Here is a 21,727-nt window from a genome sequence, read left to right as displayed (position 1 = left end):
GGGCGCTGCTGGCGAATCCGCACCGTTTCAAAAGACAGTGGCTGGACGAGGGTTCCAGAACGGTGGTTCCGGTACCCGCGTCCCCGTCCGAGGAAGAGAAACTGGCGGCCCGCGTCTGCGTGGGCGCCAGGGAGGTCGGCGTCGATCATGTGCTGGCCGGACAGGTCGGTGAGCGGCATGCCGGCGAGGACGTCATCCGGATCCCCACGGCCCCGAGCGGCCCGCCGAACCTCCCCCCGCGCGACACGAACCTCCTGCTCGCACTCGCCGACCTCTCCGGAGCGGTTCTTGTCACGCAGGAGGGCTACGCGCTGATCGCGGGCGACAGCCGCTTCGTACGGGCGTGTCTGGACGAGGGGATCGACAGAGCCAGGGCGAGGTTCGCCAGGTACGCGCGGAGACTGAAAGGCTCGCGGCCAGACCTGCCGGCGATTGCCGGGGAATTCCCGCCGCACCGGGTGACGCAGCCCGTACCTGACCGGATGGCCCCCGGATCGGGCGTCGCCGAGCAGCTCGCCCTGATGAGGTCGCTCGCACGGGGGGAGATGTCCGCCGCCGCCTTCATGCCGGCATGGCTGGCCGCACGCCGACATGCGCTCACCGAAGGTGAACACGTCCCCGACCCGGTGGATCGGGTCCTGACGGATGTCTTCTACGACCTGGAGGACTACACCGCGGACCCGGACCTCCGCGAGCCCGGTGACATGTCGGACGGAGAGCTGACGTCCCGGGTCCGCGCGGCCCTCGACAAGCTGGGGGCGGCCGACGAACTGTGAACAGACCGCAGATCCGGGGCTCCACCAGCCGGTACCGGGATCCTGGACTGGCGAGTTCGGCGGAGGTGGCCCGGGGGTGTAGCGGTTGCAGGTGGCTCCGGTCTCGGCGGCGAGCTTGGCCGTGGTGGCGGATGGAAGCCGAGGACTCCGGCGACGATCGGGGCGCGGCTGTCCACGAGGTGCCGGCGGGGGCAGCCTCGCGGGCCGGCGCGGTCACCGCCTCCGGCGGGATCGAGGGCCGGACCCCAGGGCGAAGTCGGCGGCGTCGGCGATCGCGTCCGCGAAGTACTCGGTCGCCTGGGCGGCCGTGCCGCCGTTCACATGAATGTGGTCCGGGGCGGCGGGCTGTTTCCTGAACAGGAACCCCGGCAATATGGAGACGCCTTTCCTGGCCAGCCGCGTCGAAACCGAGTGCTCATCGGGAACCGGCACCCAGACGCTGATTCCCGAGTCGCTTCCGATGTCGAATCCGCGTTCTCTCAACGCCTCGACGAAATCGGCGTGCCTTCGCCGGTAGGTGGCGGCCGAGGAGGCGACGGCCGCGACGGAACCGGCGTCGGTGAGATGGAACGCGAGGGCGTTCTGCAGAATCCGGCTCACCCACCTGCTCGAATAGGTGATCTTAAACCACATCCGCTCGACGTGGTGGTGCGTTCCCCCGACGACCGCCACCCGGGAGTCGGAACCGTGGGAGAAGATGAAGTTCTGGACCTGGACGATCTGCCTGCCCAGATACGGCCCGAGCGACGGCACGCCGTTCTCGGCGAGAAAGGGGATGATGACGACCTCGATGACGGTGACGGACAATCCCGCGAGTAACGAGGCCGCCCTCTCCAGCCAGGCCGGAGTGACCGAACGCCCCAGCGGGACGTGGCCGAACGGCTGATAGAGAAAAGCACTCGGTTTGTCGGCCAGCGCCTTTTCGAGAATGTCGAGGTCCGGCCCCTCCTCGCCGTAGGGAATGGAGATGGGAGTCGCCCCGACGGATTCGACGATGTCGAAGATCCGGGGAAACGACGGCTCCTCGACCATCACACGGTCCCCCGCCTTGACCGATGTGCCGAGCGCGAGGTCCACACCGTCCATTCCGCCGTGCACGACCAGGAAGTCCTCCGCCGGGAACGGCCAGATCGGCTCGACCGCGCCGCGGAGCTCGGGGGTGATCAGCTCAGGTTCGAGCAGGTGCAGCTTGGGCGTCCGCGCCGCCGCGAGCAGCGCCGCCCGCGAGTCCGGCAGCAGCTCCGGGTCGTAGTTGAGGTTCCCCAGGTCGACGGGCATCCCGGCGCCGGCCCGCAACATGCGCTCAAGCCGTGAGGCGCGGGGAACGGACGGCGGCCCGGTGACGATCGTGCCGCCCCTGCGGCGTGTCTCGACGACACGGCGGTCGGCGAGGACACGCCAGGCCTGCGCGACGGCCGACGGGCTCATCCTCAGCTCGTGGGCCAGCTCGCGGATCGTGGGCAGTCGCGTCCCCGGTGGGATCTCACCGGAGGCGATCAGTTCGAGCACGGTACGCGCCAGTACGTTCGCGTTGTGCAGCGGCGTCCGGGTCGCGATGAGCCTGCGAAGCTCGTCGGGCTCCACGCTCCCCCCGTTCCGGATCGGGCCGTCGCGTATATGTACGTGTACATAAGTGCATTGACGTGCTGTGTGTACGTTCCGTACGGTCCGAGCTTACTCCGGGTCGGCCCCGCCCCCCACGGCGGCCGATGCCCGGACCAGGCCGACGACCTGTCGCCGGCGAGGCGCACGAGGGAGAGCGCGATGACGCGGATCAAAGGTGCACGGATCAGATACGGCGCGGCGCTGGCCGCGGTCGCCGTGCTCGCCGGGTGCGGCACCACGGACGGAACCGAGGGCGGCCAGACCGTGGCGACCGGCATGCAGGCCGGTCAGGTCGACGCCAACCAGGCCGAGGTACGGGACGGCGGCGCGGTCACCTACTCCATAGAGGTCGACGTCAAGAACTGGAACATCCTGCACGCAACCGGAGACGTCTTCGGCTACCGGCAGATCCTCAACCCCGTCCTGCCACACGCGATGATCTCCATGCCGGACTTCACGATGGCGAAGAACGACGCGCTGCTGCTCGACGCCAAGGTCGTGAAGGAGTCGCCGCAGACCGTCGAGTACACGATCAGGCCCGAGGCCGCCTGGTCGGACGGCACACCGATCACCGCCGAGGACTTCAAGTACACCTGGCAGGTCCAGGACCCCGGGCAGTGCTCGACCTGCCAGCCCGCGACCACCGCCGGATACGACCAGGTGGCCTCGGTCACCGGCGGCGAAGGCAAGACCGTCACCGTCACCTTCGAGAAGACCTACCAGCCGTGGCGGCTGATGTTCCCGTACCTGCTCCCGGCCCACGTCGCCGCCCAGCACGGAGACCTGGCGGCCTCCTTCAACGACTTCTTCTCCACCACCGTGCCGACCTGGTCCGGCGGGCCGTACCTCATCGAGCAGCACGTGCCGAACCAGTCGGTCACCATGAAGAAGAACCCCAAGTGGTACGGCGACGGCCCACGGCTCGACCAGCTCATCTTCCGGATCCTCACCGACGAGCGGCAGGCCGTGACGGCCATGGCCAACAACGAGATCCAGGTCGTGGCGCCACGCCCGACCCTCGACCTCGTCGAGCAGCTCAGGGGCATCGGCAGCGTCACCACGATGATGGCCTCCGGCCTGCTGTACGAGCACCTGGACATCAACACCGCGCACCCGGCCCTGTCCGACCAGGCGCTGCGCCGCGCCGTCTTCACCGCGGTCGACCGGAAGGCGATCGTGGACAAGACCATCGGGCAGTTCTCCCCGAACACCGAACCGCTGGGCAACCGCAACTTCATGCCGGGCCAGAAACTTGAGGGCGCCGACGCCTACAAGGACAACGTGACCGGCAAGGGCCTGGGCGGCGGCCAGATCGACGCCGCCAAGAAGATCCTCACCGACGCCGGATACACGATCGGCGACGCCGGGCTCACCGACCCCAAGGGCAAGCCGGTCCCCACGCTGCGGATGCGCTACAGCAAGGGCAACCAGATGCGGCTGGACACCTCGGTGCTCGTGCAGAACCAGCTCAAGCAGCTGGGCATCACACTCCAGCTCCAGGAGACCGACAGCCTCGGCACCACGGTGAACACCGGTGACTTCGACCTGATCGTCTTCGGCACCAACCTCGACGTCATCCCCACCGCGACAGCCCAGTCGGTGTTCGGCTCCAAGGGCACCCACACCGGATACAAGGACTCCGAGATCGACGGCTGGCTCTCCGACGCGGCCCAGACGCTCGACCCCAAGCAGGTCGTCGACCTGCTGAACAAGGTGGACGAACGGATCAGCGACCAGGCCGTGACGCTGCCGCTGTACCAGACGCCGACCCTGCTGGCCTACCGCGGTGACCTGGGCAACATCCGGGTCAACCCCACCCGCTTCGGCACCGGCTACAACGTCCAGGAATGGGGTGTCAAGAATGGCGGCTGACCGTCCGCCGAGCCTGGACTTCGTCGTCGAGGTCCCGGCCCCGGCCGTCGAGTTCAACGAGGTCTACCGCAACTTCGTGGGCTCCGCCGGATACTTCGTCGCCAACAACGTCTACAGCCGCCTAGTGGTCTACGACACCGGTTCGCCGGCCGCCTTCCCCGACCTGGCCGAACACTGGGAGATGGCGCCGGACGCCCGGACCCTGCGCTTCCGGCTCAACCGGAACGCCCGCTGGCACGACGGGCACCCGGTCACCGCGCACGACGTCGCCTACACCCACCTCACCGCGCTGGCCAACGGCTACCACGCGGCCTCCTTCCTGCAGGACGTGCAGGACATCGAGGTGATCGACGACCACACGCTGCGGTACGCGCTGCGCAGGCCCAACGCCGGGTTCCTCGCCCAGCTCGGGAATCTGGTGTTCGCCCACGTGCTGCCCAGGCACCTGTACGAGGGCACCGACTGGGCCGACAACCCGCACAACCAGCGTCCGGTCGGCTCTGGACCGTTCCGGTTCGCCGAACACGTCCCCGGGGAGCGGATCGTCCTCGAAGCCTGGAAGGACTACTGGGGGCCGCCCGCCGGCGTCGACCGGGTGGTGCTGGACATCGAACCCGACCTCGACGAGGCGGTCCGCAAGGTCGCCGACGGCCGGGCGCACTACATGGTCCAGGACGTGCTGACCTTCCCCAGGCTGCACCTGGCCGAGAACAGCACGACCGCCTCGCTGTGGCGCAAGCGGGGCCCCGGCATCGCGGTACTCGGCTTCAACCACACCCGGGAACGCTGGCGCGACCGGCGGGCACGGGCCGGGGTGGCGCACGCCGTCGACCGGCGCGGCCTCGAACCGCTGGCCGACCCCGGCTGGTCGGAGCCGTACGCGCACTACCTGCCGCGCAGCGTCGAGTGGGCCTACGCCGACGACGCGACCGCGCCCGGCTTCGACCCGGAGCTGGCCGGTCGCCTGCTCGGCGAGTGCGGTGTCACCGGTACGGCGCCGCTGCGGCTGGTGTACATGAAGACCTTCACCGGGCACGCGGGCATCGCCGCCGTGGTGGCCGAGAACCTGCGTGCGGCCGGCGTGGACGTCGAGGTCGCCGGGCTCGACTCACCGGCCTGGTCGCGTGAGGTGGCCGGGGACGCGGACTTCGACCTGTCGATCAGCGGCGGCAACATGATCCCGGACCCGGAGATCACCTCCAGCCGGTTCGAGACCGGCGGCGGACGCAACCACACCCGGCTGTCCGACCCCGAGGCCGACGCCTGCTACGCCGCCGCCCGCGCGACCGTCGACCGGGTACGGCGCGGCGAGCACTACCGGGAGCTGCAGCGGGTCTGGGCGCGCAACGTGGACTGGGTTCCGCTGTTCTGGTACGCCGCCTACTACCTGCGCAGCGACGACTTCTTCGGCTGGCCTGACCAGATCGGCTTCCGGGTCCCGTTCTGGCACTGGGGCCGCATCCGCCCCGCCACCCCCTGACCAACCGTTTCCCGCCTGAGATCCAGGCATTTCACGAAGGAGAGGAAAAGGGACTTGGACGAGTACATCGTCGTCGTACCCGTGGACGCGACCGAGATCAACGAGTCGTACCGCAACGTCGTCGGAGGCGCGGGCTACTTCGTCGCCAACAACGTCTACAGCCGCCTGGTCGTCACCGAGGTCGGCGGCGCGGCGTCCTACCCGGACCTGGCCGAGCACTGGGAGTGCCTGGACGGCGGGCAGCGCTGGCGGTTCACGCTCAACCGGCACGCCCGCTGGCACGACGGCCGTCCGGTCACCGCGCACGACGTCGCCTACACCCACCTCACCGCGCTGGCCAACGGGTATCACGCCGCCTCGTTCCTGCACGGCATCGCGGACATCACGGTGCTCGGCGACCACCTGGTGGAGTATGTCCTGCACGAGCCCAACGCCGCGTTCCTCACCCAGCTCGGCAACTTCGCCGCCACCCACGTGCTGCCCAAGCACCTCTACGAGGGCACCGACTGGGCCGACAACCCGCACAACCAGCGCCCCGTCGGCTCTGGACCGTTCCGATTCGCCGAACACGTCCCCGGGGAGCGGATCGTCCTCGAACGGTGGGACGGCTACTGGGGCCCGCCCGCCGGTGTCGACCGGGTCACCCTGCTCATCGAACCCGACCTCGACGAGTGCGTCCGGATGATCGCGGACGGCCGGGCGCACTACGCGCCGCAGGACGTGCTGACGATGAAGCGGCTGCCGCTGGCCGAGGGCGCGGAACACGCCGAGGTGTACCGCGAGCGCGGCCCCGGCATCGCGCTGCTCGGCTTCAACTACCGCCAGGAACGCTGGTCGGACCGCAGGCTGCGGCTGGCGCTCGCCCACGCCGTCGACCGTGAACGGCTGCGCCGCTTCGCCGAACCCGGCTGGTCGGAGCCGTGGGCGAACTTCTTCCCCGGCAGCAGCTTCGCCGTGGCCGAGGACGTGACCGCGGTCGGGCACGACGCCGCCCAGGCCGAGAAACTGCTCGACGAGGCCGGTTACCCGCGTGACGCGGACGGCTGGCGGATGTCGCTCCGGCTGTACTACATGGCCACCTTCGACGGGCACGGCGGCCTGGCGGCCAGTGTCGCCGAGGACCTCGCGGCGGTCGGCATCCGCGTCGAGCACGGCGGCCTCGACTCCGAGACGTGGAGCCGCCAGATCTCCGGGGAGGGGGACTTCGACCTGACGATCAGCGGCGGCAACATGATGCCCGACCCGGACATCACCGCGAGCAGGCTGTCCACCGGCGGTCAGCGCAACCATCTGAAGCTGTCGAACCCGGAGGCCGACGCCTGCTACGCCGCGGCCAGGGCGACCGTCGACCGGCGGGAACGGGTCGCGCACTACCGGCGGCTGCAGGAGGTGTGGGCACGCGACGTCAGCGTGGTCCCGCTCTTCTGGTACTGCATCTACCTGCTGCGCAGCGACGCGTACTTCGGATGGGCCGACCAGATCGACTTCCGGGTCCCGTTCTGGCACTGGGGCCGCATCCGCAGGATCGCCGGCGGCGAGGACTGACGGACGACGGGCACGGAGATTGCCATGGAGATCCTGGGCTTCGCCCTGAGGCGGCTGCTGGTCGCCGTCCCGGTGCTGCTCGTGTCGACGTTCCTCATCTTCCTCACGGTCGCCGGGTCGGGTGACCCGCTGACCGAGCTGCGGGAGCGTCAGCCGCCGGTCCCTCCGGAGACGATCGCCGCCGAGGAGGTACGGCTCGGGCTGAACCACCCCGTGCTGGAGCGGTACTGGCACTGGCTGACCGGGGTCGTGCGAGGCGACTTCGGGCCGTCGGTCAACCGTAACGCCTCCATCGCCGTGGAGATCGGTACACGCCTTGGCGTGACCATGCGCTTCGTGCTCGTCGCGATGCTGGTGGCGGCCGTGCTGGCGATCCTGGTCGGGGTCGTCAGCGCGGTCCGCCAGTACTCCTGGCTGGACCACCTGTTCACCTCGGCCGGGTTCCTGTTCCTCGCGATGCCGTCGTTCTGGCTGGCGATCCTCCTCAAGCAGGGTGGCATCCAGTTCAACCGGGCGACCGGTACGGACACCTTCTACATGATCGGCGACAGGTCGGTGCCGCCGCCGCCGACCCTCCTGGCGCAGCTGGCCGACATCGCCGGGCACATGATCCTGCCGACCGTCACCCTGGTGCTGATCCACTTCGCGGTGTGGAGCCGCTTCCAGCGCTCGTCCATGCTCGAAGTCCTCAACAGCGACTACGTCAGGCTGGCCACCGCCAAGGGGCTGCCCCGGCGCACGGTGCTGCGCAAGTACGCGCTGCGCACCGCGCTCACCCCGCTGATCACGGTCATCGCACTGGACTTCACCGCGGTCTTCGCCGGCGCGGTGATCACCGAGACGGTCTTCCAGTGGCGGGGCATGGGCGACTACCTGCTGTCGTCCATCAACGCGCGGGACGTCAACGCCGTCATGGCCTGGCTGCTCGTGGCGGCTCTGGCGGTGATGGTGTTCAACCTGGTGGCCGACATCCTGTACGCCGCCCTCGACCCGAGGATCCGTCATGTCCGCTGACTCCTCACCGGCACCCTTGCCCCCCGCTGTGATCGCCACTGAGCCGGGCCGGTGGCGCACCGTCGCCGCCCGTTTCCTACGGCACCGGCCGGCCGTCGCGGCGCTCGCCGTACTCACACTCGTGGCGTTGTTCGCCTTCGTCGGGCCGTCGCTGTGGCACTACGGATACGACCAGATCACCCCGGACAACTCCCGGCCGCCGTCGGCCGCCCACCCGCTGGGCACCGACTCGCTCGGCCACGACCTGCTGGCCCAGGTGATGCGCGGCACCCAGCAGTCGCTGCTCATCGCGCTGAGCGTGGCCCTGGGCGCGGCGCTGATCGGCACCCTGGTCGGCGTCGTCGCCGGGTTCCACCGGGGCCGCGCCGACGCGCTGCTGATGCGGGTCGTCGACCTGTTCCTCACCGTCCCGACGATCGCGGTCGCCGCCGTACTCGGGCACAACTTCGCCGGGGAGAGCGGCTGGTTCCTCATCGCCGCGGTGCTCGCCGCCCTGATGTGGACCACGGTCGCCCGGGTCGTCCGGGGGGTCGTGCTGGGCCTGCGGGAACGCGAGTTCGTCGCCGCCGCCCGCGCGCTCGGCGCCTCCAACACCCGGATCATGGTCTCGCACATCCTGCCCAACATCGCGGGACCGATCATCGTTTCGGTGACGGTCCTGGTCGCCGGCGCGATCCTCGCCGAGACCGCGCTGTCGTTCATCGGCTTCGGCGTCCAGCCGCCGGACACCTCGCTCGGCCTCCTGGTCGCCAACGCCCAGTCCGCGGTGGGCACCCGGCCCTGGCTGTTCTACTCCCCCGGCGTGGTCATCCTGCTGATCGCCCTGTCGATCAACTTCATCGGGGACGGGCTGCGCGACGCGCTGGACCCGGCGCAGACCAGGGGGCCGCGCAGGCGCCGGTACCTGGCCCGGCCGGTCGAGCGCACCGACGTGATCCCCGACGACGTGCTGCTGTCCGTCCGGGACCTGAGCGTGGTCTTCGCCGCCCCCGGGGACGACGTGCCCGCGGTCCGCCACCTCGACCTGGACCTGCGCCGGGGCGAGGTGGTCGGCCTGGTCGGGGAGTCCGGTTCGGGCAAGTCGGTCAGTGCCGCCGCGATCATGGGGCTGCTGCCGCCGGCCGCGACCGTCAGCGGCTCCATCCGCCTGGCCGGTCAGGAGCTCGTCGGGCTGGCCGAGTCCCGGTTCCGGCGGCTGCGCGGGCGGCGCGTCGCGATGGTCTTCCAGGACCCGATGTCCTCGCTCAGCCCGGTGCACACGATCGGCGACCAGGTGGCGGAGGCCGTGCGGGTGCACCAGGGAGGCTCCTGGGCCGCCGCCCGCCACCGGGCCGCCGAACTCCTGGACATCGTCGGAGTGCCCGACGCCCGCAACCGGCTGCGCGACTACCCGCACCAGTTCTCCGGCGGGATGCGTCAGCGGGTGGTGATCGCCATGGCCATCGCCAACGACCCGGACCTCATCATCGCCGACGAGCCGACCACCGCGCTGGACGTGACCGTGCAGGCGCAGGTGCTCGCGGCGCTGCGGGCCGTACGGGAACGCACCGGGGCGGCGATCCTGCTGATCACCCACGACCTGGGCATCGTGGCCGAGGTGGCGGACCGGATCGCGGTGATGTACGCGGGCCGCCTGGTGGAGACCGGCACCGCCGCGGACGTCTTCGACCGTCCCGCCATGCCGTACACCCGCGGCCTTCTGGAGTCGGTCCCCCGCCTGGACCGGCCCGCCGAGGAGGAGCTGTGGGCCATCCCCGGCTCCCCGCCGACGATGACCGCGCTGCCGTCCGGCTGCGCGTTCGCCCCCCGCTGCGCGAGCCGTACCGCCGAGTGCGCCGAGAGCGAGCCCGGCCTGCGCCCGGTGTCCGCCGGGCACCTCGCCGCCTGCCTGCACCTGACCGCCGAAAGGACACCACGCCGATGACCTCCCACCCGTACGGCTTCCGCCGGAGCGCGTCATGACCGGCGAGGAACTGCTGACGGTCGAGGACCTGACCAAGCACTACCCGGTACGGCGGGGGCACGTCGTCAGACGACAGGCCGGGGTGGTCAAGGCCGTCGACGGCGTGTCCTTCGAGCTTCGGGCCGGGGAGACACTGGGAGTCGTCGGAGAGTCCGGGTGCGGCAAGTCGACGCTCGCGAAGCTGCTCATCCGGCTGGAGCAGCCGACCGGCGGGCACATCCGGTACCGGGGCGCCGACATCGCGACGCTGGACGGGCGCGGACTGCGCGACCTGCGCCGCAAGGTGCAGATCGTCTTCCAGGATCCGTACTCGTCGCTGGACCCCCGGATGACGGTCGGCCAGATCATCGCGGAGCCGTTCACGGTGCACCGTGACGCGGCGCCCGACGACCGGCGCGGCCGGGTGCGGGAACTGCTGCGGACGGTCGGTCTCAACCCCGAGCACATCGACCGCTACCCGCACCAGTTCTCCGGCGGGCAGCGCCAGCGCATCGGCATCGCCCGCGCGCTCGCGCTCCGCCCCGACGTCCTGGTGTGCGACGAACCGGTCTCCGCGCTGGACGTGTCGATCCAGGCCCAGGTCATCAACCTGCTAAGGCAGCTGCAACGCGACTTCGGGCTGGCCTACGTCTTCATCGCGCACGACCTGGCCGTGGTGCGGCACATCTCGCACCGCGTCGCGGTCATGTATCTGGGGAGGATCGTGGAGACCGGCACGGCGCCCGAGATCTTCGAACGGCCCGCGCACCCCTACACGCGCGCCCTGCTGTCGGCGGCGCCGGTGCCCGACCCCCACCACCGGGGCGAGCGGATCATCCTGCGCGGTGACCCGCCGAGCCCGATGAACCCGCCGAGCGGTTGCGCGTTCCGCTCCCGCTGCCCGCACGCGGTGGACGCCTGCGCCGAGCGTTTCCCCGAGCTGACCGAACGCGGCGCCGGGCACCCGGTGGCCTGCCTCTTCGGTGGCGGCTGAGCCCGCCGGGCCGTACGGGAGACCGGCCCAACGCGGTTCCCGAAGGACCACGGCATCATCCGCCCCTCAGGCGAGGTAGCCAAAAGTATCCAATCGACTACCTTACGTAACTCCTGAAGGTGGGTGAAGGATTCACGCGGGGATCCGCCCCGGGCCCCCGCCCCGCCGTTCACGGGACACCGTCGAAGGAGGTCACTGGCATGGAATCCGCCACGCCCGGTTCCGAGGGCCGGGTCCGAGAGGAAGACGAGGCGGCCGGTACCGGTTGAGGAGTGGTTCGCGGCCCTCGGCGACGGTGAGCCGGCGCTGGACGCGGCACGAATGATCGGCTCGCGGGCCACGACGACGGTCCGCCACGCCTCCGGCCGACCGTGGCTGCTGGGTCGCTGGAGCCCGGACACCGTCGTGGTGGCGAGCGCGGGGCGGTCACGGGCCGCGGTCATCGGCCGCGGTGCGATCGACCAGGCCGAGCTGACCAGACGGCTCGGCCGGGTGCGGGGCGTCGACGACGTCGAGCGGCTGGTGGACGGCGTGGCCGGCAGCTTCCACCTGGTGGCCTCGATCGGCGGCCGGGTGCGGGTGCGGGGCAGCGCCTCGGCGGTCCGGCAGGTCTTCCACACGCGTCTGGCCGGCGTCACGGTCGCCTGCAGCCGGGCCGACGTCCTCGCGGCCGTGACCGGGGCCGGGATCGACGAACGCGTCATGGCCGCGCGGCTGCTGCCGGTGCCGGTGTACCGGTTGTACGAGCTGCCCATATGGCATGGTGTGCACCGCCTCGACCCGGGGGACTGCCTGCTGATCGACGGTGACGGCGGAGCCCGGAGCCGGTGCTGGTGGCGGGTACCCGAGCCGGTGCTGAGCGCTGAGGAGGGAGCCGCGCCGGTGCGCGAGGCACTGCGCGCCGCCGTCGGCTCCATCACCGCGGCCGGTGGGACCGTCAGCGCGGACCTGTCCGGAGGCCTCGACTCCACCAGCCTGTGTTTCCTGGCCGCCGACGGTCCCGCTCGGCTCGTCACCGCCCATCGCGTCCCGATGGACGCGGCCAACGACGACAGAGGGTGGGCGGGCAAGGCCGCCGCGGCACTGCCACACGCGCGCCACCTCGTCTTCGAACCCGGCCTGCTGCCGCTGTGGTTCGCCGAGGCGAACGGCTCTCCCCCGCCGACCGACGAGCCACACGGATGGGTCCGCGACTGGGCGCTCATGCGCGAGGTGGCCGAGCGGATGACGGGCGAAGGGTCGCGCCTGCACCTCATCGGGGGCGGTGGTGACGAACTGTTCGCCGCTCGACCCCACTACCTGCACGACCTGTTCCGGACCCGGCCATGGCAGGCGTTCACCCGGTTGCGCGCCCAGCCCGCCGGAGGCGGGCAACCGTTGTGGCGGCGGCTGGCCCAGCTGGCCGACCGCACGGGGTTCCCCGCCTGGCTGAACCGCCTCGCCACCGACCTGACCGTCGACGGCCCGGTCACGACCGTGTCGCCCGGGAGGGCCGCCAAGGTGTTCTCCCCCGGCTGGGGGCCGACCGCGCCGATGCCGTGCTGGGCCACCGAGCACGCCCTGCACGCCGTACGCGACCTTCTCCGGCAGTTGGCCGCGCAGCGGCCGGAGCCGCTGTCGCCGCTGCGCGGCCAGCACACCACCCTGTACAACGCGCGTCTCGGTGGCGACGGGCTCCGGCAGATCGACCAGGCCGCCACGGCCATAGGCCTGCCGCACGCCGCTCCGATCCTGGACGACGCCGTCATCGCCGCCGTGCTGTCGATCCGCACCGACCAGCGCAGCGTCCCGGGCCGCTACAAACCGGTACTGACCGCGGCGATGCGCTCCGTGGTGCCCGAATCGCTGCTGAGTCGCTCCACCAAGGGCAAGTACGCCGCCGAGTGGTACGCCGGGATGCGCCGTCACGGCGGAGAGCTGCTGGAGGTGTTCGGCGACAGCGCGCTGGCCCGGCTGGGCCTGATCGACGCCACCGTCCTGCGCGACGTCCTGTCGCGCACGCATCCCCGGCTCGATCCGCTCTATCCCCTCGTGCAGACACTGGGCTGCGAGATCTGGCTGCGCGCCTCGGATCAGGCGGGCCGCCGACCGACGACAGGACACATCGCTTGACATGTCGCCGTGACCGGCCGGCGTGCGGGCTCTCCCCCGGTTTGAGGGTTCTCACGGGTCGTCCGCTGGCCGGAGCGGGTGGCAGGGGACGGAAGCCTCCGGGATTCGTTCAACGACAGCCTTGATGTCATGAGTGTTTGCGACAGAGAACGAACTCTCGTCGAGGACCTGAGTGGTCACGGCCCCGTGAGGCGTGCCGTACCCGGTGGGACGAGGGTGACGGCGTGACGAGCGTGCCGCCCTCGTGGCGGGAACTGCTGGGCCCGGAGCACGCCGGTGCCGCGATCGTGCTGGCCGCGGGGGTGCTCGTCGGCGCGGTCAACATCTACCTGGCCTCAAGCCTGCTGCCGACCGCGGTGTCCGAGGTCGGCGGCGCCGGCTTCTACGCGTGGAACATGACGATCTACCTCGTCGCGATGGTGGTCGCGACGATGCTGGTCAGCCGTCTCCTGACCCGCTGGGGCAACGTCGGTGCCTACCTGCTCGGCTTCACCGTGTTCCTGGTGGGTTCGCTGGCCTGTGCGGTGAGTCCGGCGATGCCGGTGTTGCTGGCCGGTCGCGGTGTTCAGGGACTGGGGGCGGGGCTGCTGTCCGGGCTGGGTTTCGCCGTTGTCCGATCCGCCCTGCCGAGGCGGTTGTGGACGCGGGGCAACGCGCTGATGTCGGCGATGTACGGCGTGGGCAACTTCGTCGGCCCTGCGCTTGGCGGGCTGTTCGCCCAGTTCGGCGGGTGGCGGCTGGCATTCGTGACGATGGCGGTGATCGCGGCGGTGTGCGCCTCGTTCGTGCGCCGGGTGCTGCCCGCCGGTGAGCGGGGTGGAGCCGGGGCGCCGGTCCCGGTCGTGTCGTTGTTGCTGGTCACGGCTGCCACCGCCGCGGTCAGCGTGGCCGGGGTGTTGCCCGGCCCCCTGGCCATGGCGGCCGGTGTCGCGGTCGCGCTACTGCTGGTGGCCGCGTTCGTCGCTCGTGAGCGGCGCGGTGAGCCGCGGGTCTTCCCGTACGCCGCCTACCGGCCGGGTTCGCCGCTGAAGTGGCTGTATCTGACCCTGGCGTTGCTGGCCTTCGGCGTCGCGGTCGAGTCGTTCCTGCCGCTGTTCGGACAGCGGCTGGGCGGGCTGGTCCCGGCCGCGGCGGGGTTCTTCGGCGCGGCCATCTCACTTGGGTGGTCGGCGGCCCAGATCGTCAGCTCCTCGGCGGTCAGGGAACGCACGGTTCTCCGGTCGCGTGTCGCGGGCCCGCTGCTGCTGGCGTCCGGTCTCCTCGTCCAGGGGCTGCTGCAGCGGCAGGACTCGCCGGTCTGGCTGGTCCTCGTGTGGGTGCCGGTGTTGTTCGTCGCCGGTGCCGGTATCGGGCTGGCCTATCCGCACCTGTCGGTGGCGGTGATGTCCAGCACCCGGGATCCGGAGGAAGGCGGCCGGGCGGCGGCCGCGATCGCCACGGTGACGAGCCTGTCGATCGCGTTCGGTACGGCGGTCGCCGGGGTCCTGGTCAACCTGGGCGGCGCCTCGGTGCTCGACTCGGCCCGCTACATGCTGTTCGGATGCGCGGCCGTCTGCGCGGTCGGCGCCGTCACCGCCCATACGGCGGCTCGCCTCAGCCGTTCGGCACCGGCCGATCGGTCCGCTCCGCGATCCGTCCCGCCCACCGATGCGAGCTGAACCGCGGCTCGACCATGTCCGTGTACGACCCGATGGAGACGCCATGCCCGACGACCTGTCCGAGACGCCGACGTTCCCGATGGCCCGTGCGATGGGCTGCCCTTTTGATCCGCCTCCGGAGTTGAGCCGCCGTGGCGAGCTGAGTCCGGTTTCGCGCGTGCGGCTCTGGGACGGCAGCGGCGCGTGGATGGTCACCCGCCACGCCGACGTACGCGCGCTGCTCGCCGATCCGCGGGTCAGCGTCGACGTCGCCGAGCCTGGCTTTCCGCACACCAACGCGGTGAGCAAGGCGCGTGACGCGCGGATGAAGACGCTGATGCAGATGGACGCGCCGGAGCACATCGTTCACCGGCGTCGGCTGACCGCGGACTTCACGGTCAAGAAGATGGAGGCGCTGCGGCCCACGATTCAGCGGATCGTCGACGATCTCGTCGACGACCTGCTCGCCGGGCCGAACCCGGCCGACTTGATGGAGGCGTTCGCCCTTCCGGTTCCCTCGCTGGTGATCTGTGAGCTGCTGGGCGTTCCCTACGCCGACCGTGGCTTCTTCCAGCGGGTGGCCGGTGAGCTCGTCATGGACGAGGGCGACCCGGCCCACGCCCTGGCCGCCAGCGAGGAGCTGAACGTCTATCTCGAAAGGCTGCTGGAGGAGAAGAACGCGGCGCCGGGCGACGACATGCTCAGCGGGCTGGCCGTCGAGCAGTACCGTACCGGCGCGATGACCCGGAGGGAGATCGCCACACTGGGGCAGCTCCTGCTGGTGGCCGGGCACGACACCACCGCGAACATGATCGCGCTGGGCACGGCGGCGCTGCTGACCCATCCGGAGCAGCTGAGCGCGATCCGCGACGGCGCCGACCACGCCCGGGTGGCGGGCGCCGTCGAGGAACTCCTGCGTTATCTGTCCATCACCCACACCGAGGCCCGTCGTGTCGCCCGCGAGGACCTTGTGATCGGTGGGCAGTTGATTCGCCGGGGTGAGGGCGTCATCGCGGTGAAGAGCACCGCCAACCGCGATCCCGCCGTCTTCCCCGACCCCGACGTGCTCGACGTCCACCGTGACGCCCGCCATCACGTCGCCTTCGGCTACGGCGCCCACCAGTGCCTGGGCCAGTCGCTGGCCCGTGTGGAACTCCAGGTCGTCTTCGGCACCCTGTTCCGGCGTGTTCCCACGCTGGCGCTGGCCGTACCGCCACAGGAGCTGACTTTCAAACCCGACGCGGTCTTCTACGGAGTCCGCGACCTGCCCGTCACCTGGTGAGGGCGGTTCAGGCGCCGTTCCCGCGTCGCCCAAGGGCGTATTCCGGCAGGGGGCGGGCGTTCCTGGCCTGTGCCCGGCGCTCAACGGCGCCGATGGCCTTCATCAGCGGCAGGCGGGCGACGACGTCGCGGACGCACCGGCCGCCTTCGGTCCTGGGCACCATGAGGCGGACGTTGGGGCCGATCCGCTGCTTCGCGTCGACCAGTGGGCGGTGGGCCGTGTCGTAGCGGGCGAAGGCGACACGGTGGTCGCCGCCCGACGCGGCGAGTTCCCCGGCGAGGAGGTGGGCCCCGACCAGGGCGAGTTCCGCGCCCGCGCCCGAGACGGGAGAGGCGCACCAGGCGGCGTCGCCGACAAGGGCGACACGGCCGTCGGACCAGGAGGCCATCCGCACCTGGCCCAGGGCGTCGAAGTAGAAGTCGGGGTCGGCGAGGGCCGCGTCGAGCAGTTCCCTGGTCCGCCAGGACGACTCTCGCCCGAACGCCTCGCTGATCAGGCGCTTGTGTTCGGCGACGTCCCGGTGGTCGTACCGTAGCGGCGCGGAGCGGAACATGAAGTACGCCTTGGCCTGGGGGTGGTTGCCGGATCGGTAGATCCCGGTCATCCTGCCCGGCGTGTTGAACATCGTCACCCAGCGGTTCTCCCCAAGCGAGGCGTCGGTGTCGGCGAAGGCGAAGTAGTGGTGCTTGAACTGGACGAACCGCTCTTCGGGCCCGAAGACGAGCCTGCGGACGTTAGAGTGCATTCCGTCGGCGCCGACGACGAGGTCGAAGCGACGGGCGGGGGCGTGCTCGAAGGTGACCGACACGCCGTCGTCGTCCTGTTCCAGGCCGAGGATGGAGTCACCGAACAGGATCTCCACATCGGTCACCTCGTGCAGCAGGGTCACCAGGTCACCGCGCATGATCTCGATGGAGGCCGGGTCCCTGGTGTCGATCCGGGCGACGGCCCGATCGGCGGCGTCGACGAACTTCATGCCGTGGACGTCGGTGGCGAACTCGTGGATCCGCGACAGGATGCCCATCCGCTCGGCCACCTCGGTGGCGTTGCCGCGCACGTCGACCCCGTTGCCGCCGGAGCGCGGTGCCGGGGCGCGCTCGACCACGGTGGGCCTGAAGCCGTACCGGGCCAGCCAGTGGGCCAGGGTCAGGCCGGCGATGCTCGCGCCGGAGATCAGGATGCGTTCGTTCACAGGACTCCTCCGCGATAGAGTAAATGAAATGCATGTTCCATTTATTATGTGGAAGGGACATTCCATTTGTCAACGCCCGCTGGATCCCGACGCCGAGCCGACGCCGTCCGCAACCGTCAGCTCGCCCTGGACGCCGCCACCGCCCTGATGGCCGAACCCGGCGCCTCCCTCACCGTCGAGGCCATCGCCAGGAAGGCGGACCTGGGGGCGGCGACCGTGGTGCGCGCCTTCGGCGGCAAGGACGCGTTGCTGGACGCCGCCGTGTCACGCCTGCTCGAACCGGTGGTGCGACGCGCCCGTGACCTGCTCGCCGAGACCACGCCCACGCGGGCCCTGCGGGTCTTCCTGCGTGAACTGATCGCCTTCCAGGCGGCGCACCACGCCGTCAACGACCAGTTGGGCGGCCTGGAGTTGCCCGCCACCACGGCACTGCGCGCCGATCTCGTCCGGGCCGTCGAGGAAATGATCGACGGGGCACGCCGTGAGGGTACGGTTCGCACCGACATCGACCCTGCCGTCACCACGACTCTGATCGGCCAGACAGCCCTGGCGGTCGCTCGCACCCGGCCCCCCTCCCAGGACCTCGCCGACGCCTATCTCACCGTCCTGCTGGACGGCCTCCGCCCGCGTTCGGAACGAACCGGGGACTGACGAACCGGGGACCTGCGCGGATCTCTGGATCGCGACGTGCCGCGGCGGACCTGGACGGCGGATATGCCGGCATCGCATCAGAACGAATGGTCGCGTTGGCGGTCCTGGTGGAGCCGGTGTGGTGCGGATGGTCGTTCTGACGCGCCTGAACCGGGGTTCGCGCCGTTCTGGGGGTGTTTCCGGCCTGGGTGGGCAACGGTCCGGCCTTTGGCGGGGTTCGGCCGGCCGGCAGGTCCTAGCGTGCGTCCTTGATGAGGAAATCGAGCAGGATCTGTCGGCTGGTCTGGGAGGTGAGGCTGCCGTACGCGTCGTCGAAGGCGTGCTCGGCGAAGGGCAGTTCCTCGACCTCGACATGGACACCCTTCCTCCTGAGCGCGTCCCCGAAGCCGGTGACGGTTTCGGGGCGGGCGCTGCGGTCGCGGTCCCCGACCACGAGCAGGGTGCGGGGCAGGCCGGCGCGAACGTCAGAGGTCGGGGACACCTCGCGATAGCGGTCCGGGTACTGCCGCGGGGTACCACCGGTGAACATCTCCGCCGCCTCGCGGGTCCCGGCCACGTCGTCCTTCCACATTCGGGTGACATCGGTGCCGGGGTAGAAGCCGATCACGGAGGCCGGAGGGCTGGGGACGGTGCCGTCGGCGGCCTCGATGGTGCCGTTGCGGAGGCGGTAGGCGGTGTTCATCGCCAGGGTGCCGCCCGCCGACATGCCGCCGAGCGAGATCCGCGAGTTGTCGATGTCGTACTCGTCGGCGTTCTTCTGCACCCATTTCAAGGCGGAGACGAGGTCTTGAGGGGCCTTGTTCCAGGTGGGACGGCCGGGACCGGCCAGGCGGTAGTCGACGGCGAAGACGGCGACGCCGTGGTCGGCGAGCCAGCGGCCGGTGCCGCGCAGGTCGCTCTTGTCGAAGGTGTGGAAGCCGCCTGCGTGGGCGAGCACGACGGCCGGGGCCTTCTTACCCGGGGTCTTCTCGGGCAGGTACACGTCCGCCCGCAGTGGCTCGCCTTCGGGACTCGCGTACGTCTCGGTCGCGTCCGGCTTCGCCGCCGGGTAGGTGAGTTCGGTGAACACCTGGCTCAGAGAGATGTCGACGCCGGCGTTCTGGGCGGCCCGGAACTGGATTCCGCCGATGGCCAGCGCGCCCAAGGCGCACAGAGCCGTGATGACGGTGACCGCGCGACCCCAGCGCACCAGGCCGGTCCGCCAGGCCAGAGCGGCGAGGACGGCTGCGACGAGGGCCATCAGAGCTACGTGGAAGGGGTACTGCCCGCCCAGGACCGGCCCGATCACTCCCGCTTTGGGGATGGTCGGAAAGTACGCGCCGAGAACGATGGCGAGAGCCAGGAACGCGAGGAACGAGGCCAGGACGGCGGAGGCGGCCCGCAGGATCCGGACCGGCCGGCCGGTCGGCGCGGCGGGGGTTCTGTGTGTGGTCAAGGCTGCACTCCTGCGATGGCGTGTGGGGCGGGTTCCACCGCCTACGGGACTTGTCATGAGCTGTGAAGTCCTCGAAACCACGTGCGGGGCAGCGAGAACCAACTCACCAAGAAAGGTAGAAACCGGGCACCCGCTTCGGCCTCACGCTGCGGAGCCATTCCTTGACGTAGCTCTCAGGTAGGGGGCCTGTGAGAGATGTCAGAGCCCACGCTGCTCACCACTTTGGGATCACAGGTTGGTGCGACCGGGAACGACCAGGCCCGTCTCGTAGGCGAAGACGGCCGCCTGGGTACGGTCCCGCAGCTGGAGCTTCTGCAGGATGCTGCCCATGTGGGTCTTGACGGTCTGCTCGGCGACGACGAGTTCGGCGGAGATCTCCGCGTTGGACAGTCCTTGGGCGACCAGCGTCAACACCTCACTCTCACGATTGGTGAGTACGTCGATCCGTACCTGGGCGGACGGCTTCGCCGAGCCGCTCAGCCGTGAGAACTCCGTGATGAGCCGCTTGGTGATCTCAGGGGACAGCAGAGCCTCCCCGGCGGCCACGACGCGTACGGCTTCGGCCAGTTGGACTCCGGAAGCGTCTTTGAGCAGGAACCCGCTGGCGCCGGCCCGCAGCGCCTCATACACGTACTCGTCTAGATCGAAGGTGGTCAGGACCAGAATCCTGGCGGGCAGGTCGGTCCGCCGAGTGATCTGGCGGGTGGCCTCGATGCCGTTCAGCCTGGGCATCCGGACGTCCATGACGATCACGTCGGGGCGGAGTTCCTCCGCTTTGGTCACTGCTTCGAGGCCGTCCACGGCGGTCGCGATCACGTCGATGCCGGGCTGGGCGCCGAGAAGCACCGAGAAGGCCTCGCGGACCATCGCCTGGTCGTCGGCGATCATCACTCGGATCGTCATGCGGTCTGTTCCCTGTCTGTCATGGCAGCCGGGGCGGCGGGCGCCGGCAGCAGAGCGGTCACCTCATAGCCACCGTCGGGTGTTGTGCCTGCGGAGAACTCTCCGCCGAGCATCGCAGCACGTTCTCGCATACCCAGGACGCCATGTCCGGCTCCTGGCGAGGGCCGGGCGGCCTGTCGGCCGGGACCGTTGAGGATCCGCAGGTGAAGGGCGGCCTGGGTGTAGGTCAGTTCGACGCGGGCCGTGGCGCCGGGGGCGTGGCGCAGTGTGTTGCTGAGGGCCTCTTGCACGATGCGATAGGCCGACAGTTCCACGCCCCCGGGCAGCGGGCGGCGGGTCCCGGAGGTCACGGCCCTCACGTCGAGCCCGGCCGCACGCACGCCGTTGAGCAGGTCGTCGATCCGTTCCAGGGTGGGCTGCGGAGCCTCGGGAGCGTTGCCCTCGGGATGGTCCTCGGAGCGCAGCACTCCGAGGAGGCGGCGCAGCTCGGTCAGTCCCTCCAAGGCGCCCAGGCGGATGTCGGCCAGCGCCGTGACCAGTTCCCCGGGCGGGTCCGCGACCCGGTACGGGGCGGCCTCGGCCTGGATCGAGATGACCGACATGTGGTGGGCGACCACGTCGTGCAACTCACGTGCGATGCGGGCGCGTTCCTCCAGAACGGTGCGGTGCGCTCGCTCCTGCGCGAAGGCCACCTCCTGCTCCGCGAGCCGGGCGCGAACCTCCCTCGTCCCGCACACCCCGATCGCGGCGGCCACGACGAGAGCGAACATCACCAGCACGATCACCGTGAAGCGCCAAGGCCCGATCCCATCGCCGAGCACCTGCAGCCCCAGCAGCAGCGCGGCGCTCAGCAGCACCGTCTCGGCCATCACCTGTGGCCGGTTACGCAGCGCGATCAGAAACAACAGCCCGGCGTGTACGGCCCACGCCCATCCCGTGTACGGCCCGAAAGGTGGGTAGAGCGAGAAAACCGGCAACATCACCAGCGACAGCCACCAGACCGGCAGTGGCCGGTGCAACGCCGGCACGAGCAGTGCCGCGTGGATCATCCCGACGGGCCTCATCGAGATGTCCTCGGTAGCGGAGACGGCCGTGAACACCGCCATCGCGGCGACCGCGAGATGCGGCAACCACCTCAGCGACCTCGGGCCGCCCATGGGCGGCATGGGCTGCGGGGCCAGCGTGAACAGATCTTTCCGTACAGTGTTCAACGTTCCACGCACTGTCCCCTGCTCGGCCTTGTCCATGCGATCATTATTGTCCAATTTGTCTATTGGTTGGCCCTAT

Annotated in this window: 16 protein-coding genes; 11 read left to right on the top strand and 5 right to left on the bottom strand. The window is 70.3% G+C overall.

What is annotated here, in order from left to right:
* Nucleotides 1-62 precede the first annotated feature (62 nt).
* Entirely contained in the window at nucleotides 63-776 is a 714-nt protein-coding gene (locus ACFYY8_RS38035; RefSeq protein ID WP_390049701.1) for a hypothetical protein, read from the top strand.
* Between the two features lie 213 nt (nucleotides 777-989).
* Here ACFYY8_RS38035 and ACFYY8_RS38030 read toward each other — a convergent pair whose 3' ends face one another.
* Nucleotides 990-2,360: an aminotransferase class I/II-fold pyridoxal phosphate-dependent enzyme gene (locus ACFYY8_RS38030; RefSeq protein ID WP_390049698.1), complete on the bottom strand. Its 1,371-nt coding sequence runs from the start codon at nucleotides 2,358-2,360 to the stop codon at nucleotides 990-992.
* Nucleotides 2,361-2,540: 180 nt separating this feature from the next.
* Between ACFYY8_RS38030 and ACFYY8_RS38025 the strand changes: the two genes are divergently transcribed.
* The 9 genes from ACFYY8_RS38025 to ACFYY8_RS37985 all read left to right on the top strand — a co-directional run bounded on the left by ACFYY8_RS38025 (nucleotide 2,541) and on the right by ACFYY8_RS37985 (nucleotide 16,259).
* On the top strand, nucleotides 2,541-4,253 hold the full coding sequence (locus ACFYY8_RS38025) for an ABC transporter family substrate-binding protein (protein WP_390049696.1): 1,713 nt from the start codon (nucleotides 2,541-2,543) through the stop codon (nucleotides 4,251-4,253).
* On the top strand, nucleotides 4,243-5,733 hold the full coding sequence (locus tag ACFYY8_RS38020) for an ABC transporter substrate-binding protein (protein WP_390049694.1): 1,491 nt from the start codon (nucleotides 4,243-4,245) through the stop codon (nucleotides 5,731-5,733). Before ACFYY8_RS38025 ends, ACFYY8_RS38020 begins: the two co-directional genes overlap by 11 nt.
* Nucleotides 5,734-5,787: 54 nt before the next feature.
* Entirely contained in the window at nucleotides 5,788-7,278 is a 1,491-nt protein-coding gene (locus ACFYY8_RS38015) for an ABC transporter substrate-binding protein (protein ID WP_390049692.1), read from the top strand.
* A gap of 24 nt (nucleotides 7,279-7,302) precedes the next feature.
* The gene (locus tag ACFYY8_RS38010) at nucleotides 7,303-8,292 is read left to right on the top strand and encodes an ABC transporter permease (protein ID WP_390049690.1); all 990 of its coding nucleotides are present in this window, start codon (nucleotides 7,303-7,305) and stop codon (nucleotides 8,290-8,292) included.
* A complete protein-coding gene (locus ACFYY8_RS38005) occupies nucleotides 8,282-10,216 on the top strand; it encodes a dipeptide/oligopeptide/nickel ABC transporter permease/ATP-binding protein (protein WP_390049688.1) in 1,935 nt (644 codons plus the stop codon). The genes ACFYY8_RS38010 and ACFYY8_RS38005 overlap by 11 nt, the downstream gene beginning before the upstream one ends.
* Before the next feature lie 34 nt (nucleotides 10,217-10,250).
* Nucleotides 10,251-11,228, top strand: a complete 978-nt coding sequence (locus tag ACFYY8_RS38000) for an ABC transporter ATP-binding protein (RefSeq protein WP_390049686.1) — start codon at nucleotides 10,251-10,253, stop codon at nucleotides 11,226-11,228.
* 321 nt (nucleotides 11,229-11,549) lie between these two features.
* Complete coding sequence (locus ACFYY8_RS37995; RefSeq protein ID WP_390049684.1) at nucleotides 11,550-13,340, top strand: asparagine synthase-related protein; 1,791 nt, start codon at nucleotides 11,550-11,552, stop codon at nucleotides 13,338-13,340.
* A gap of 224 nt (nucleotides 13,341-13,564) precedes the next feature.
* Complete coding sequence (locus tag ACFYY8_RS37990) at nucleotides 13,565-14,998, top strand: MFS transporter (RefSeq protein WP_390049682.1); 1,434 nt, start codon at nucleotides 13,565-13,567, stop codon at nucleotides 14,996-14,998.
* A gap of 43 nt (nucleotides 14,999-15,041) precedes the next feature.
* Nucleotides 15,042-16,259 (top strand): cytochrome P450, encoded by a 1,218-nt coding sequence (locus ACFYY8_RS37985; RefSeq protein WP_390049680.1) that lies wholly within the window; start codon nucleotides 15,042-15,044, stop codon nucleotides 16,257-16,259.
* A gap of 7 nt (nucleotides 16,260-16,266) precedes the next feature.
* Here the strand turns inward: ACFYY8_RS37985 and ACFYY8_RS37980 are convergent, their stop codons facing one another.
* Nucleotides 16,267-17,451, bottom strand: coding sequence for an FAD-dependent monooxygenase (locus ACFYY8_RS37980; RefSeq protein WP_390049678.1), 1,185 nt, complete (start codon nucleotides 17,449-17,451; stop codon nucleotides 16,267-16,269).
* Between the two features lie 66 nt (nucleotides 17,452-17,517).
* Between ACFYY8_RS37980 and ACFYY8_RS37975 the strand changes: the two genes are divergently transcribed.
* A complete protein-coding gene (locus ACFYY8_RS37975) occupies nucleotides 17,518-18,102 on the top strand; it encodes a TetR/AcrR family transcriptional regulator (RefSeq protein WP_390049676.1) in 585 nt (194 codons plus the stop codon).
* Nucleotides 18,103-18,337: 235 nt separating this feature from the next.
* Here the strand turns inward: ACFYY8_RS37975 and ACFYY8_RS37970 are convergent, their stop codons facing one another.
* The 3 genes from ACFYY8_RS37970 to ACFYY8_RS37960 form a co-directional block, all read right to left on the bottom strand.
* Nucleotides 18,338-19,537 (bottom strand): alpha/beta hydrolase, encoded by a 1,200-nt coding sequence (locus ACFYY8_RS37970; protein WP_390049674.1) that lies wholly within the window; start codon nucleotides 19,535-19,537, stop codon nucleotides 18,338-18,340.
* Nucleotides 19,538-19,765: 228 nt separating this feature from the next.
* The gene (locus ACFYY8_RS37965) at nucleotides 19,766-20,440 is read right to left on the bottom strand and encodes a response regulator (protein WP_390049671.1); all 675 of its coding nucleotides are present in this window, start codon (nucleotides 20,438-20,440) and stop codon (nucleotides 19,766-19,768) included.
* Nucleotides 20,437-21,651 carry a sensor histidine kinase gene (locus ACFYY8_RS37960; RefSeq protein WP_390049668.1) on the bottom strand — a complete coding sequence of 405 codons (1,215 nt, stop codon included), beginning with the start codon at nucleotides 21,649-21,651 and terminating at the stop codon, nucleotides 20,437-20,439. Before ACFYY8_RS37960 ends, ACFYY8_RS37965 begins: the two co-directional genes overlap by 4 nt.
* Nucleotides 21,652-21,727 lie beyond the last annotated feature (76 nt).

Source organism: Streptosporangium sp. NPDC001559 (assembly GCF_042893955.1).
Taxonomy (GTDB): domain Bacteria; phylum Actinomycetota; class Actinomycetes; order Streptosporangiales; family Streptosporangiaceae; genus Streptosporangium.
The sequence above is the reverse complement of the archived record's forward strand: the minus strand, read 5'-3'. Positions and strand labels throughout refer to the sequence as shown.

What these genes read in the sequence shown, in the direction of transcription:
- ACFYY8_RS38025 (WP_390049696.1), top strand. Translation starts at nt 2,541, where the DNA reads ATGACGCGGATCAAAGGTGCACGGATCAGATACGGCGCGGCGCTGGCC.
- ACFYY8_RS38020 (WP_390049694.1), top strand. Translation starts at nt 4,243, where the DNA reads ATGGCGGCTGACCGTCCGCCGAGCCTGGACTTCGTCGTCGAGGTCCCG.
- ACFYY8_RS38010 (WP_390049690.1), top strand. Translation starts at nt 7,303, where the DNA reads ATGGAGATCCTGGGCTTCGCCCTGAGGCGGCTGCTGGTCGCCGTCCCG.
- ACFYY8_RS38005 (WP_390049688.1), top strand. Translation starts at nt 8,282, where the DNA reads ATGTCCGCTGACTCCTCACCGGCACCCTTGCCCCCCGCTGTGATCGCC.
- ACFYY8_RS38000 (WP_390049686.1), top strand. Translation starts at nt 10,251, where the DNA reads ATGACCGGCGAGGAACTGCTGACGGTCGAGGACCTGACCAAGCACTAC.
- ACFYY8_RS37995 (WP_390049684.1), top strand. Translation starts at nt 11,550, where the DNA reads ATGATCGGCTCGCGGGCCACGACGACGGTCCGCCACGCCTCCGGCCGA.
- ACFYY8_RS37985 (WP_390049680.1), top strand. Translation starts at nt 15,042, where the DNA reads ATGCCCGACGACCTGTCCGAGACGCCGACGTTCCCGATGGCCCGTGCG.
- ACFYY8_RS37965 (WP_390049671.1), bottom strand. Translation starts at nt 20,440, where the DNA reads ATGACGATCCGAGTGATGATCGCCGACGACCAGGCGATGGTCCGCGAG.